Source organism: Paenibacillus sp. MB22_1, assembly GCF_047200555.1.
GTDB classification, from domain to species: Bacteria; Bacillota; Bacilli; order Paenibacillales; family Paenibacillaceae; genus Fontibacillus; species Fontibacillus phoenicis.
Window position 1 is genome coordinate 1,024,467 of the sequence record NZ_JBLADV010000002.1, and the last position, 13,156, is coordinate 1,037,622.

Consider the following 13,156-nt stretch of genomic DNA (forward strand, 5'->3'; position numbering starts at 1 on the left):
CAAAATATGTCACAATTGAAGGGAATATTCGGAGTGCTCTAGCGCCATTCCTCCGGCAGCAGCCGTGCGTAATGCGATTGAAGGTAACGGTCGTCGATCAGGGCCAAGCGGCCATAGTCGGTCTCCGAGCGAATCAGGCGCCCGCCGGCCTGCAACACCTTATTCATGCCAGGGTACACGTAAGCATAATCAAAGCCATCTCGTCCGGTCGCCTGAAAGTAGTCGCGAATCAAGTTGCGTTCCGGACCGATTTGCGGCAAGCCGACACCGACGATCGCCACGCCTGTCAACCGGTCGCCAACAAGATCGATGCCCTCCGAGAACAAGCCTCCCATGACGGCAAAGGCGATAAAGGTCCTGCCCGGTTCAGGGTTTGGCACAAAAGCGGCTAAAAACTGCTCCCGATCCTCCTCGGTCATCCCCGCCTGCTGAAGCAACAGCTCTGTCCCTTTGTCCTTGGAGGCGGCAAATTCTTCGTAAATCATGTTCATATAGGCGTAGGAAGGGAAGAAAAACAAATAATTTCCCGGCCGGCCGCGGGTCACTTCCTGTAAAGCACGAACGAGCGGACCACGTGTCTGTTCCCGGTCTTGATACCTGGTGGACAGCGGCACGACCACCACTTCCAGCTGATCCCGGGAGAAGGGAGAAGGCAGCGATATCGAATAATCGTCCGGCCCGGCGCCCAACATGTCGCGATAATACCCCATCGGCGACAACGTCGCCGAGAAATAAATCCGCGAGCGAAACCCCTTGCTCATCTCCTGCAGCAAATGAGAAGGATCCAAGCAAAACAGCTTGATCCGCACGTCCTCCCTGGTGATCTCAGCGTAGGTGACGAACCGCTCATCGTACAGCTTGCCCATTCGGCTGAAATGCAGGGCGTCAAAATAAGCCTGAAGCAGCAGCTCCCGCGCCTCGGCTTCCGAACTGCCTGGAGCATTCGCCTGCCCGGCGGCGGAGGGATCAATCGCCAGCTCCCGTTCGGCAGCCTTGGCAAAAGCTTCCACCCGCTGCAGCAGCAGCTCTGGCGCGGCCCGATCAACCCAAAACGACCCTTCCGCCTGCTTCCGCAGCTCGATGAACCCGGCGTTTACCGCCTTAGCCGCCTTCGCGACGGAGGGACTCTTCGCTTTATAGGCCCGTTGCAGCGTTAAGAAGCTGGATTTCAGCAGCTCAGCGGAATACATCTCCCGGGCCCGGTCGACCAGATTATGCGCCTCGTCGATCAGCAGCACGGTTTCCTTCTTCTGCTCGGCGAACATGCGCTGCAAGGACACTTTGGGATCAAACACATAATTGTAATCACAGATCGTTACATCGGCGGCATAGGAGAGGTCCAGCGAAAATTCAAACGGGCACACCCGGTGCTTCCGGGCGTATGCCTCAATCACCGGGCGGGCAAGCTGGGTCTCATTCGCCAGAATATCCTGGATCGCCCCATTAATCCGATCGTAATATCCGTCGGCATACATGCAGTCTTCCTTGGTGCAGCGGACTTCTTCGCGAAAGCAAATTTTCTCCTTGGCGGTCAGCGTGACGACCCAAGCTTGCAGACCCTGCGCTTCCATCAGCGCGAAGGCGTTCTCCGCCGCAGTCCGGGTAATCGTCTTGGCGGTAAGGTAATACAGCTGATTCAGCTTGCCTTCCCCCATCGCCTTAAGCGCCGGAAATGTGGTGGAGATCGTCTTGCCAATGCCTGTTGGCGCTTGGGCAAACAAACCAACGGCTTCCTCGATCGTCTTGTACACCGCGCCCGCCAGCTTCCGTTGCCCGGCCCGGTATCCGGGAAACGGAAACGCCAGCTCCACGATGCTCCGGTTCCGCTCGCGACGATGGTTGCGAAGCAGCCGGGCATACGGGGCATATCGCTGAACAACGTCATACATAAACGTCTCCAGCTCGTCGATCCCGGCGCGCGTCCGAAACTGCTTCCGCTCCCCCGTATCCAGCTGCACATAAGTCAGCTGGATGCCCATCTCGCTCAGCCCGTTGGCTTTGGCGTACATGTAGGCATAGCACTTCGCCTGGGCCCAATGCACGGGATAGGTGTCCTCGTCGATGGCCGACAAATCGCCGGCTGTCGATTTGATCTCGTCCACGGTCAAGCTTCCGTCCTCACCGGCCAGCAGCCCGTCGCAACGCCCGTCCACGACGAAGAGGAGATCCCCGCAGGGAATCTCCGCCTTCAAATACACTTCTTTCTGGTCTCCTTCGCCGTATTGCTTCTGCACCTGCTGATGCGCCTTCGTGCCTTCCGTCAGCGAAACCGCGGCACGAAAGCCGCCTTCCAAGCTGCCGCTGCGGAACACATACTCCACCAGAGGGCGCACCGCGATCGTAACCGTGGACTCTTTTGCCATAATTCTTTGTGTCACCCGCCGATATCCCTAGGGAACATTTGTTCCATCAGTATATCACGATATGACAGGGATCGCCATGCAAAGCGGTGAACTTCCGTGCGCAGATCATTGATCAATCCGGATGTTGTAATCCTTCTTCAAATATTGGTGGATTCGGCGGAAATCAGCTGGGGTCAGCTCGCTTAACCGCTTATGGCCCTTCTTCCATTCGCGCGCGAGCAGGATGCCCATCGTTTCCGCGGCCAGCGCGGTGGTTGGAATGATGCGGGCGCTTCCGTAGGCTTTGATATCCGCACCGATATTTTTGCCAGCTACCAGGACGTTGTCGTAGGACTTCAACTCAAAGGAACGCAGGGGAATCCCGTAGCGATCCGGCTTGCCGTAACCGATGCCCTTCTTCACGGCGCGGGTCGCCTGCAAATCGACGGGATATCCTCCAAGCGTCACATTGTCCCAGAACATCCGGCTCGACATCACGTCCTTATAAGTCAGCACGTACTCCGTTTCATAACGGTTATAGTCGCGGATGTACAAATATTCGGGATACCCGTTCAGCTCAGCTTTGCTGAAGCCGGGAATATGCTGACGCAAAAATTTGGCGATATACGGCGCTTCGGCCTTGCCCTTAGCCACGGCGGAACGGACCGATTTCGGATCGGCCGGATCGACATCGTAAATCAGCAAGCCATTGACGATCACTTCGCCGTCTTTCTGATAGGTGGCATTCAGTCCTCTCAGCAGTAATTGGGAATCCCGCGGCTTGTACTGGTAGGTGATGTTGCTGAAGCCGGTGGCAAAATCCCAATCGACATATGTATTGGGGCCGTATTTCTTGACGACATTCGTCAGCGGATAATCCTCCAGCACCGCTTGATGCAGCTTCCCCCAGTTGACGCCCTTGAACCGCAGCATATAAGTAGCCGCCATATAATCCGGCTTCTTGCCGTTGTACAAGCTTTCCATCCCTGGGATCCGTTTATTGCCAAGATGGACGGTGAGTGCGTTAAAATCGGTATTTTCCACAAAATACCCCGCCTGTACTTGATACAACTTGCCGTCTTTGGCCAGGTAGGTGATCGATTTCAGCGTTTTCCCTTTCCCAGACTTGCCGGTCTCTTCAATCTCCACGCCGTCGATGGCGATGCCGCTGCGCATAGGAATCCCGCGGATCAGCTTGCGGTAATAGCTTTCAAAGGCGGACAATTTGCGAATCGTCCCGGCATTGTAGCCGTCGTACAGGGATTTCATTTCGCCTTGCACCAAGCTGCGCTTGCGATTGTCGTTGGGTTCGTCCAGCACGAGCATCTGCCCTTGGATCAGCTCCCCGCCCGGCTTCTCGCGCGGATCGAGGATCAGTACGCTTAGCCCGGCATCATGCGCTCGCTTTGCCAAGAGCACCCCTTCAATTTCGCTGCCGATCATGACAATGTCATAACGATTGCAGCCCGGCCCGCAAGATACGGGAGATGCAGTTGAAGTTGATGCTGCCATCGCCGAAGTTGACGCGCCCACCGTTTCAAGCATTAGCAGTACGCACAGGAAAGCCAATACACATCGTTGAGCAAAAGTTTGTTGGTTCTTGGGATGAATTGACATAAATTCAGGAAACGCTCCTCTTTATGGGATATAATGACATCTTATCTCCCGAAGAGGTGTCGTATCCAGTAAATTTTTGTTATATTATGGTGTTCCCTGTCGATTTATGCCACGCAATAAACGAGATAAGCTCAGCAGCTTGGAGGGGTCGAGGGGAGCCAGCCCGTCCCCGCCGATTCGTACGGCAGAACCGAAATGCACTTCGGTCACGCCCGTATTGGCAATGACTTGCGAGACCGTCTCCAGGGTCAAGCCGTGTCCAGCTAAAATGCGCAGCGAGCTGCCGCGTGCCAGCTCCACCAGCTCCCGAATCTCGGAAACCGCCTGCGGCGCAGAGCGCGGTCCGCCCGATGTCAGCACCCGGTTTACCTGCGGGTACTTCATGAGCGTGCGCAATCCGGACGGCAAATCGGCCAACTCGTCAAACGCCCGGTGAAACGTAACGTTAAGCCCGCCGGTCAGCGCCAAAATCCGCTCCAGCGCAGCCTCGTCGATCTTACGATCGGCCGTCAGCGCGCCAAACACGATGCCCGCCGCCCCCGCTTCGGCAATCGCTCGGACTTCGGCTTCCATCGTCAGCAAATCGGCTTCTCCGTACACAAAAGACCGGCTATGCGGGCGCACCATCACGTGAACGGGAATGGCCACCGCCTTCACCACTTGTTGAACCAAGCCAATACCGGGGGTCAGTCCCCCTTCCGTGATCGCCGTAATCAGCTCCAGCCGATCCGCTCCATTCGCCTCCGCCACGATGGCGTCCTCCACACAGGTTGCTATAACCTCTAGCAGCACCAGAATACCTCCTTCACCTCGAGGATTACGATTGTACCCCATATGTTAGCTTGTCTATGAAAAAATAACAAACCGTTTATAAAGGATCATTGGGAATGAATGAAACCACAACCATCCTGAATACGTAATAATTTCCGAATCGCACTCATACTTACAAAATCAGTCAGAACCAAATCCATGTTGGAGGTAGGTTGAACTATGTCGTTTATCAAGAAAATGCTAGCCAGTGTGGGGATCGGCTCGGCGCAGATCAATACGGAGCTGGATGTCGACGAAGTCCGGCTGGGCGGTGAGATCAGCGGTACCGTTTATGTGGATGGCGGACAGACTGAGCAATCGATCGGTAACATTTACTTGAAGCTGAAAACCAACTACCTGCGCGAATCCAATGACCGCAAAATAAGAACAACCGGCACGATCGCCAAATACCTTGTCACCGAAGGCTTCGAGCTGCGGCCCGGGGAGCGGAAGCAGATCCCGTTCCGGTTCCTGCTTCCAGAGCAAATGCCGGTGACGCTGCATAACGTGCCGATCTGGGTAGAAAACGGACTCGACATCGAGATGGCCTTGGATCCAAAGGATGAGGACCTGATTCGTGTCCTGCCGGACGCAAAAATGCAAACCGTGCTGGATGCCGTCGATTTGCTGGGCTTTCGGTTGCGCGAAGTGACCAATGACTATGCCCCAAGACTTGGCGGCGCTCTGCCGTTCGTGCAGGAATTTGAATATGTCCCCGGCACCAAGTTCCGCGGATACCTCGACGAGCTGGAGATCCTGTTCTTCCCGCGGGGCGACGCCTTGGAACTGGTGATGCAGATCGATCGCCGGGCCCGCGGCTTAAGCGGCTTGTTCGCCGAGGCGCTGGAGCTGGATGAACGGTTCGTACGACTGCCTCTGTCGAGAGAGGTACTCCAGAGCAGTCCGCATGCGGTGGCCAGCTTACTGGAGGACGTTATCCGAAGACATCTCTAGTGGAGATTCGGTCGGGGCGACCACCCGCTTGTCGCAAGCGCGGTACGCCACCTTTCCACGAAATGCAAAAGTACATTTCATTTGCGTCAAAACCGGGCATTTTTGAAGGTTCAAGTGTAAAAGTGCAGTTCATTTTCCGAATATCAGCCGAAATCCATCCTAGGTCTCATTTTCAACTGTACTTTTACAGCTAATCGCCCTAAATTTCAAAAAACCCCCGTTTCAGATGTACTTTTGCAGTTGAACGAACGGACGGATACGAGTTGGTCCTATTCCAGCGCCAACCTCCGACAGCCCAAAAGAAAAGGACTTGGAGCAATTCTCCAAGTCCTGCCATTATCCCGCTCGCTCAGTTTAGTTCAGCTCGGCTGCTTCAGCTGCTTGCTGCGCAGCTGTCCGCAGGCCGCATCGATGTCGGCCCCGTGCTCGAGCCGGACGCTGACGCTGAGGCCGCGTTTTTTGAGCGCATCGTAGAAGGCCAACACGGATTTCTGTTCACTCCGCTGATACTGGCTGTGCTCATCCACCGGATTATACGGAATCAGGTTGACGTTCACAAACCGGTCTCCCAGCAGATCCGCCAATTCCTGCGCATGTTCCGTCCCGTCATTCACGCCCTTGAGCAAAATATACTCAATCGTAAGCCGCCGGTTCGTCCGCTCCAGGTAATAGTCGATCGCCGCCATCAGCTTCTCAATCGGAATCGCCTTATTGATCTTCATGATCCGCGTGCGCAGCTCATTGTTTGGGGCATGCAACGACACAGCCAAATTCACTTGCAGATCGGAATCGGCAAACTCGATGATTTTGTCCGCCAGCCCGCTGGTCGACACGGTAATGTGGCGCGGACCAATCGCAAGTCCTTTGGGGTCTTGGATGACCCGCAGGAAATCAGCCATATTGTCGTAATTATCAAAAGGTTCCCCGATCCCCATCACCACGATGTGGGAGACGCGTTCACCTTTGCCCTGCCGGTCCAAATGCATCTGCACCTTCATGACCTGCTCTACGATTTCTCCGCTCGTCAGATCCCGGCTCTTCTTCAACAGCCCGCTGGCGCAGAAGCTGCAGCCGATATTACATCCAACCTGGGTTGTCACGCAAACCGACAGACCAAATTTATGGCGCATGAGCACCGTCTCGATCAGGTTGCCGTCCTGCAAGCGGAATAGGAACTTGATCGTCCCATCGATCGACTCTTGGCGGACATGCTCCTCCAAGGTTTCGATAACAAACTGTTCCTTCAGCAGGGCGAGGCATTCGGGATGAACGCCTTCCATTGCATCGAACGCAGTAACCCGTTTGCGGTATAGACCCTCCCATACCATCTCGGCCCGGCCTCGTTTATGTCCACGGTCCAGCAGCCAAGCGGCCAGCTGATCCTTCGTCATACCATAAATCGATTGTTTATTCATCCATATCCTCTTTCTAAACGAACTCAAGTCATTTTTTAATTATACCTAATCCGCCATCCCGAATGCCACAGGTAAAAAAACGAATCCCATCGCCTCACCTCAACGCCCATTTACACAGATACCTATCCCCCTTAAACGAACGTTAACATTAATACTCTAAAGTGAAGGTATATTCATTTGGGTTACTCGGATGTCCTAGGGGGGTTATAATCCCAAGCGGTCCGGCCCGCATACTGGACTAAGGTCGGAATGAAATCACGCCGAACGTCCGGTTTGATTCTTCCAACCTTCCTATATACTGGAACTCGGAATAAATCAACGGAATGAACCGTGCATTTTCGATTTCGGTGGAAAGGCGGCAGCTATCATGAAGCAAAACATGCATATCGTCATCCTGACCGCCGGATACGGCAACGGCCATATCCAGGTAGCGCGGACGCTGGAGCAATCCCTGACCCGTTCGGGCGTCCGTTCGGTCAGCGTGATCGACCTGTACCGTGAAGCCCATCCGGGACTCAATTCTATTTCCCGGCATCTCTACTTATACAGCCCGTGGTTCTCAACCTACGGCTTAGATTATTACGGTTGGAGTTATTACGCAACGAAGGATCTCCAGCAGACGAGCGCTATAGCGAAATGGGGAAACCAGCTGGGCATGAAAAAACTCATCGCCCTGCTCCAAAAGCAGCGGCCAGACGCGATCATCAACACCTTCCCCTTCGGCGGCATTACGGAACACTTGCGAAAACACGGCATTCGGGGGCCGGTCTTTACAGTTGTGACCGACTTCAGCCTGCACAACCGCTGGTTGTTCACGCAGCCGGACCGTTATTATGTGGCGACCGCCGATTTGAAGCGGGAGATGATGGAGCGCGGCGTGCCGGCAGAGGCGATTGTGGTCAGCGGCATCCCCGTGCGGGAGCATTTTTATGAGCCGGGGCGATCCTCAAATCCGCTGACGCAGACCCAGGCAAGGCGATCCTTGGAGAGATCCCGCTCCATTCTGGTCATGATGGGGGCGCATATTCCTTTGCCCGACGCCCAGCGGATCACCGCCAAGCTGTTGGCGCTGCCGGACGTGCGAGTGGACCTCGTCTGCGGAGGCAACGAGAAGCTGCGGCGTCGCCTGGAACGGCGTTTTGCCGGTTACGAACGGCTCCGCCTATTCGGTTACGTCGAAACGATCCACGACCGCATGCGGGAAGCCGCTTGCATCGTGACGAAGGCTGGCGGTATCACATTGTCGGAAGCGATCCAGATCCGCACGCCGATCGTGGTCTACAAGCCGTTCTCCGGCCAGGAGCGGGAAAACGCGAGGTACCTGGAGCGCAAAGGCGCAGCCGTAGTGGCCTCCTCGCCGCGAACCTTGGCGGAGCAGGTGCAAGAGCTGCTTGATTCCGAGGTCCGCCGGGCCCGGATGCTCCAGCAATACGACGAACTGGCCGCGGGTTGCGCCACCGAGACGATCGTCCGGGACGTACTGCGCCTGACGGGCCGACTGCCGGCGTTGGCGGACGGCTAATGATTCAACGAGCCGCACCGTTGACGATGAAGGCACGAATAAGAAGCAAGGGGTCTTACACATATGAAAAGTACTCGCCGATGGATATCCAGTCATCATCTTACTCCAGCATTTCTGCACTGCGCGGCCATTTTGTTTTTCACAGAAATCGCCCGCAGCGCCTTTCTTATCTCATTCCTGCCCGCCTATGCCAAAGAACGCCAGATTACGCTGGCGGCGGTTGGTTTAGCGATCTCGGTCCATTATTTGGCCGACACGCTGATTAAGGTTCTCGCAGGATACGTGCTGGATCGGTTCCCCGCCCGGGTGATCTTGAATATCTTCCTGCTGCTCGGACTGCTCGGCCTGTTCGTCTCTTACGGAGTTCATGCTCCTTGGGCGATTGTACTTGGGGCGGGCCTGATCGGGATTGGGGTCTCGCCCGTCTGGCTGCTCTGCCTCTCCGAGATCCGGGAGGACCGCCGCGGCTCACAGATGGGATCGATTTATACGATTTGGCTCGTCTCGCTGGGGCTAGGCCCAGTTGGCGTCAATTTTCTGATCGACCGCAGCTATGTGTTATCGTTCTGGCTATTGGCCGGATGCTGGGCCGCGGGGTGGCTGCTGGCCGCCCTGAAACGGATGGATTTCTCATCCCGACGCTTGCTGGAGTCTACGGTCCCATTTAAACAGCAAATACGTGAAATCGGGAGCAAGCTTGCGCAAATGAAGCCGCTTGTGCCCGGCATGATTGTGCAAACGCTTGCCGCCGGTCTGCTGGTGCCCGTCCTGCCGAGCTTTGCCTCCGAGTATTTGGCGCTGGATTATTCGGATTATTCCATCGTGTTGATGGCTGGGGGCTGCATGACCGTCCTGCTGCTCGTTCCGATGGGCCGGCTTGCCGACAAATGGGGTTACAAATGGCTGTTGATCGCCGGTTTTGGCGCCTTAGCCGCCTGCCTTGGATTGCTGATCTACTCCCGGCAGATCTTCAGCACGATGCTGCTCGCCGTCTGTCTTGGTGCGGCGTATGCCGCTGTACTCCCGGCATGGAACGCCATCCTGTCCCACTACGTTCCTGCCGAACAAAAAGCGACCGGCTGGGGCGTCCTCTCCGGCATCGAAGGGATTGGTGTCATCCTCGGCCCCATTCTGGGCGGCTGGATGGCAGAAAGCTTCGACGTCACGGTGACGGTTGGGATCAGCTCACTGTTGTTGTTCGGCATCATGCTGTTTTACTGGATTCGTCCCGTGCGGCAGCATCAACGGGGACAATACCGGCAGCGTAGTTGAGTTGGAGGTTTGGTTTAAATGGTTGGAGTAAGTGGTTTGGGGCGTGTAGAACGTGTTCTTTTTCAGGGATTGGAGGGGTTGGTATGAAACATCGCTATTATCTTCGGCTGCGCGAGTACGATAACCGGCTGTTTCGGTGGTGCAATCATTCGCTGAGTCACCCGTGGCTGGATCGGATTCTGAAAGGACTTACTCATCTGGGGAGTGCTGCGTTTACGATCGCTTTAACCCTTTCTGTGGTCCTCTTCACCACGGGTTCATGGCAACGGGCAGGATGGCACAGCCTGATCGCTCTAACCGTTAGCCATCTGCTTGCGGTAGTGATTAAGAAGCGATTCCAGCGTACGCGCCCATACGAAGCGTTGCAGAATGCAAGGATCTCCATCCACCCGCTCAAGGACTACTCGTTCCCATCCGGGCACACAACGGCCGCTTTTTCGACGTTTATCCCGCTCCTATACGCGGCTCCGGGTCTGGCGCAACTGCTTCTGCCGCTTGCTTTTATCGTTGGCCTGTCGCGAATTTACCTTGGCGTCCATTACCCCTCCGATGTGCTGGCGGGCGGCTTACTTGGAGCCATGACTGCCCTCCTCGTTGTTTTAAGCGCCGGGCTGGTCTAGATGCAGACATCTAAGCACTTCACGATTTAAAAAAGAAAGTGAGGACATTCCATGCAAGTGAAAACGATCATGAAGCAATCCGTCCAAACGGTTTGGATGGGCTGGGAGCGGGTATTTGAGCTGTTTAGCCGACTGCGCTCCAAGTACGCCGGAGAGTTCGGCATCTGCAAAATGTTTGTCACCCAATACCGCGGCAAAAGCATGCAATGCGAGGACGGGACGTGGATTCAGGATGGGGATTGGATTGGGGAGCTGCATTTGGATAACCGCCAAATCCTCGCCATGCTGCAATCCAATGAGGCGAACCGGGTCGCCTTGAAGGTCGCCCGGCTTGCAAAAAACGCGATGTCGCAAATCTGCGTCGAAATGCAAAGAAACCCGCAGCTTAGTCAGGTGAAGGCGCTGCAAGGGATTACGTTGCTGCATCGGGGCATCACGCATGGGTTGGGCTTCGAAACGCACCACGTTGAACAGGGGGCCTTCCGGACATTGACGACCACCTATCTGCGGTTGCTGCTCACCGTCTTTCATCCGAGCCATCGCAAACGGATCACCGGCCATGCGGACAAGCTGATTCCGGTGAAGCTGGTGATGAGCCGCGCGTCACTGTTCCGGAAATTTGGGCAATTGGGGATGGAGAAGGTGATGTAAGGCACGGCAGAGAGGTACGGTTTTTCAGGCTAATCGATGGATCCGGCAAGTCCTTGCTCCGTTAAATAATCCATCTCCAATTCGGATTCGCCTTCGCTAGGGCCAAGGCCAATGTTCCCCAACCCGCTCCCACCTCAACGATGGGGTTGATGAGGGCCTGCAGAGCCACTCCCGCAAGGGCAGCGGCCCGTTCCAGCTGCTTCATTTCCGTAATGACCGCCTGCCTCACGGGAGCGGAAGTGGGCGTGGGCGAAATGCCGTTTCGCCAGCTCCGGTAGACGATCCCTTAATCACTCTCCAGTTCCCATCACATGACGCATAAATCGTACCGTGCAGCTGAATGTACTCCGCCACCAGCTCCGCCATGTCGGTCTGGATCTCGCGAATCACCGGCTTGCCTCGGTACATCTCGTAATCGCCGCCCCCACTGGCGCGGTAATTGTTCATCACGACGTCAACCACGGTGTCGTCTTGCAGCGGCGCTCCGTTCCGGGTCAGCTTCACGACCCGTTGCCCTACAGGCCGGGTGATGTCAAGCTCGTATTCAATGCCCTCCCACATGTCGTAATTGTAATGCTGCGCCTTCGGCCGAGAGTATGCCGGATTCACCGCGATTTCGCCATCCTCACCCATAACAAAATAGTTCGCCGTCTGCTCCAGCGCCTCCCGGATATCCTTCCCGGTCAAACGCAGGACGGTTAACGTGTTCGGGTACATGAAGTTCGTCAGCACGTCCCGCAACGTGATGCTGCCGGCAAACCCTTTGGATGCCTCGCTCAGCAACGCTGCATTGGAGACGTCTACTCCAGCTGCCTCCATCTGAACCCGGTTAACAAACTCCATAAACGGATGATCCGCCAAGCGGCAGGCGAGCGGGCTTTCGATCGTCATATCCCCCTCCACCCGGCCGATCGGCTGGTCGAGCCAAGCCTGCGTAGCCGATTCCAGCGGCCGCACCAGCTCCAGCACCTCTGCATCCGCCTCCACGGCGGCATCCGGAACGAGCAGCTCCGCCGTTTTCTCGCGGACGATCCAGCGTCCGTCAGCCCCGCGCTTGAAGCGGACGGTGATTTGCCCCAACGCTTGTCCGCCTGTCCCCGGCTGGAGCACCGTGACCCCGCCGACTTCGCCCGCGATCATCCGATGCTGATGGCCCGTGATCAACACGTCGATGCCCGGCACTTCGAGGCACATCGCGTAGCCCTGATTTTCTCCGGTTAACCGTTCCGTTGGCGCTCCCGTCGCCAAATCCCGCTCGAACCCGCCGTGATAGCTGACCACCAGCAAATCCGGTTGCTCCGCTTCCCGGATGCGGGGAACCCAGGCTTTCACCGTCTCGAGTGCATCCTGAAACGTCCAACCCGGGATGTGCCGGGGGTGCTCCCAATGCGGGATATAGTGGGTTGTGACACCCAAGATGGCGATTCGCACGCCCTCCTGGGTGGTCTTTATCACGTAGGGCTTACCAAACGCCGGTTCTCCCGACCCCTCATCCAATATCCCCGCCGACAACCACGGAAATCGGGCATCCTTTATCGCCTTCCCTAGCAACTCTTGCCCGTAATTGAACTCGTGGTTCCCTGGTACCGCGGCGTCATACCCCAACAGGTTCATCACCGTGATGGACGGATGAACGTCGTGGGGGTGATTTTTGACGTGAAACGTGCACAGCGGCGTCCCCTGAATGGCATCCCCGTTATCGATCAGCAGCAAGCCGGGCGTATGGGCGCGCTCGCGCCGAATGAGCGTAGCCAGCTTGGCCAGACCCAGCGGCCGTTCCTCCGTCGTACGGTAATCTGTTGGATAAATAAAGCCGTGGATGTCGCTGGTGACCAGGATTTTACAGAGAACTTCCTCCTGCCTCGATGAGATCGCACCAGCACCACGTTCCGTATGTTGTTCCATCACCTTCACCTCGGATTCCAATTCATTGCACTCCTCATTCTAGCAACG

The 13,156-nt window shown here is 56.1% G+C and carries 11 protein-coding genes; 5 read left to right on the forward strand and 6 right to left on the reverse strand.

The window, feature by feature from the left end; genetic code table 11:
• Positions 1–38: 38 nt before the first annotated feature.
• From ACL02P_RS16560 to ACL02P_RS16570, 3 genes are all read right to left on the reverse strand, one after another.
• The gene (locus ACL02P_RS16560; RefSeq protein WP_412837735.1) at positions 39–2,363 is read right to left on the reverse strand and encodes an ATP-dependent DNA helicase; all 2,325 of its coding nucleotides are present in this window, start codon (positions 2,361–2,363) and stop codon (positions 39–41) included.
• Positions 2,364–2,468: 105 nt separating this feature from the next.
• Positions 2,469–3,959, reverse strand: a complete 1,491-nt coding sequence (locus ACL02P_RS16565; RefSeq protein ID WP_009223563.1) for an FAD-dependent oxidoreductase — start codon at positions 3,957–3,959, stop codon at positions 2,469–2,471.
• An 84-nt stretch (positions 3,960–4,043) separates the two neighbouring features.
• A complete protein-coding gene (locus ACL02P_RS16570) occupies positions 4,044–4,751 on the reverse strand; it encodes a copper homeostasis protein CutC (protein WP_036644152.1) in 708 nt (235 codons plus the stop codon).
• 198 nt (positions 4,752–4,949) lie between these two features.
• Here ACL02P_RS16570 and ACL02P_RS16575 point away from each other — a divergent pair, with 198 nt between their 5' ends.
• Positions 4,950–5,723: a sporulation protein gene (locus ACL02P_RS16575; protein ID WP_412837736.1), complete on the forward strand. Its 774-nt coding sequence runs from the start codon at positions 4,950–4,952 to the stop codon at positions 5,721–5,723.
• A gap of 359 nt (positions 5,724–6,082) precedes the next feature.
• On the opposite strand, the gene rlmN is transcribed toward ACL02P_RS16575, so the two are convergent.
• On the reverse strand, positions 6,083–7,138 hold the full coding sequence (rlmN, locus tag ACL02P_RS16580) for a 23S rRNA (adenine(2503)-C(2))-methyltransferase RlmN (protein WP_009223560.1): 1,056 nt from the start codon (positions 7,136–7,138) through the stop codon (positions 6,083–6,085).
• A 367-nt stretch (positions 7,139–7,505) separates the two neighbouring features.
• Between rlmN and ACL02P_RS16585 the strand changes: the two genes are divergently transcribed.
• The 4 genes from ACL02P_RS16585 to ACL02P_RS16600 all read left to right on the forward strand — a co-directional run bounded on the left by ACL02P_RS16585 (position 7,506) and on the right by ACL02P_RS16600 (position 11,203).
• Positions 7,506–8,660, forward strand: a complete 1,155-nt coding sequence (locus ACL02P_RS16585) for an MGDG synthase family glycosyltransferase (RefSeq protein ID WP_412837737.1) — start codon at positions 7,506–7,508, stop codon at positions 8,658–8,660.
• A 63-nt stretch (positions 8,661–8,723) separates the two neighbouring features.
• Positions 8,724–9,932, forward strand: a complete 1,209-nt coding sequence (locus ACL02P_RS16590; RefSeq protein WP_009223558.1) for an MFS transporter — start codon at positions 8,724–8,726, stop codon at positions 9,930–9,932.
• A gap of 83 nt (positions 9,933–10,015) precedes the next feature.
• Positions 10,016–10,552, forward strand: a complete 537-nt coding sequence (locus ACL02P_RS16595; RefSeq protein ID WP_009223557.1) for a phosphatase PAP2 family protein — start codon at positions 10,016–10,018, stop codon at positions 10,550–10,552.
• A 51-nt stretch (positions 10,553–10,603) separates the two neighbouring features.
• Positions 10,604–11,203, forward strand: a complete 600-nt coding sequence (locus tag ACL02P_RS16600; protein WP_339300626.1) for a YkoP family protein — start codon at positions 10,604–10,606, stop codon at positions 11,201–11,203.
• A gap of 61 nt (positions 11,204–11,264) precedes the next feature.
• Here the strand turns inward: ACL02P_RS16600 and ACL02P_RS16605 are convergent, their stop codons facing one another.
• Together ACL02P_RS16605 and ACL02P_RS16610 are read right to left on the reverse strand one after the other, a co-directional pair.
• Positions 11,265–11,408 (reverse strand): hypothetical protein, encoded by a 144-nt coding sequence (locus tag ACL02P_RS16605; protein WP_323078115.1) that lies wholly within the window; start codon positions 11,406–11,408, stop codon positions 11,265–11,267.
• A 20-nt stretch (positions 11,409–11,428) separates the two neighbouring features.
• Positions 11,429–13,108 (reverse strand): bifunctional metallophosphatase/5'-nucleotidase, encoded by a 1,680-nt coding sequence (locus ACL02P_RS16610; RefSeq protein ID WP_412838256.1) that lies wholly within the window; start codon positions 13,106–13,108, stop codon positions 11,429–11,431.
• Positions 13,109–13,156 lie beyond the last annotated feature (48 nt).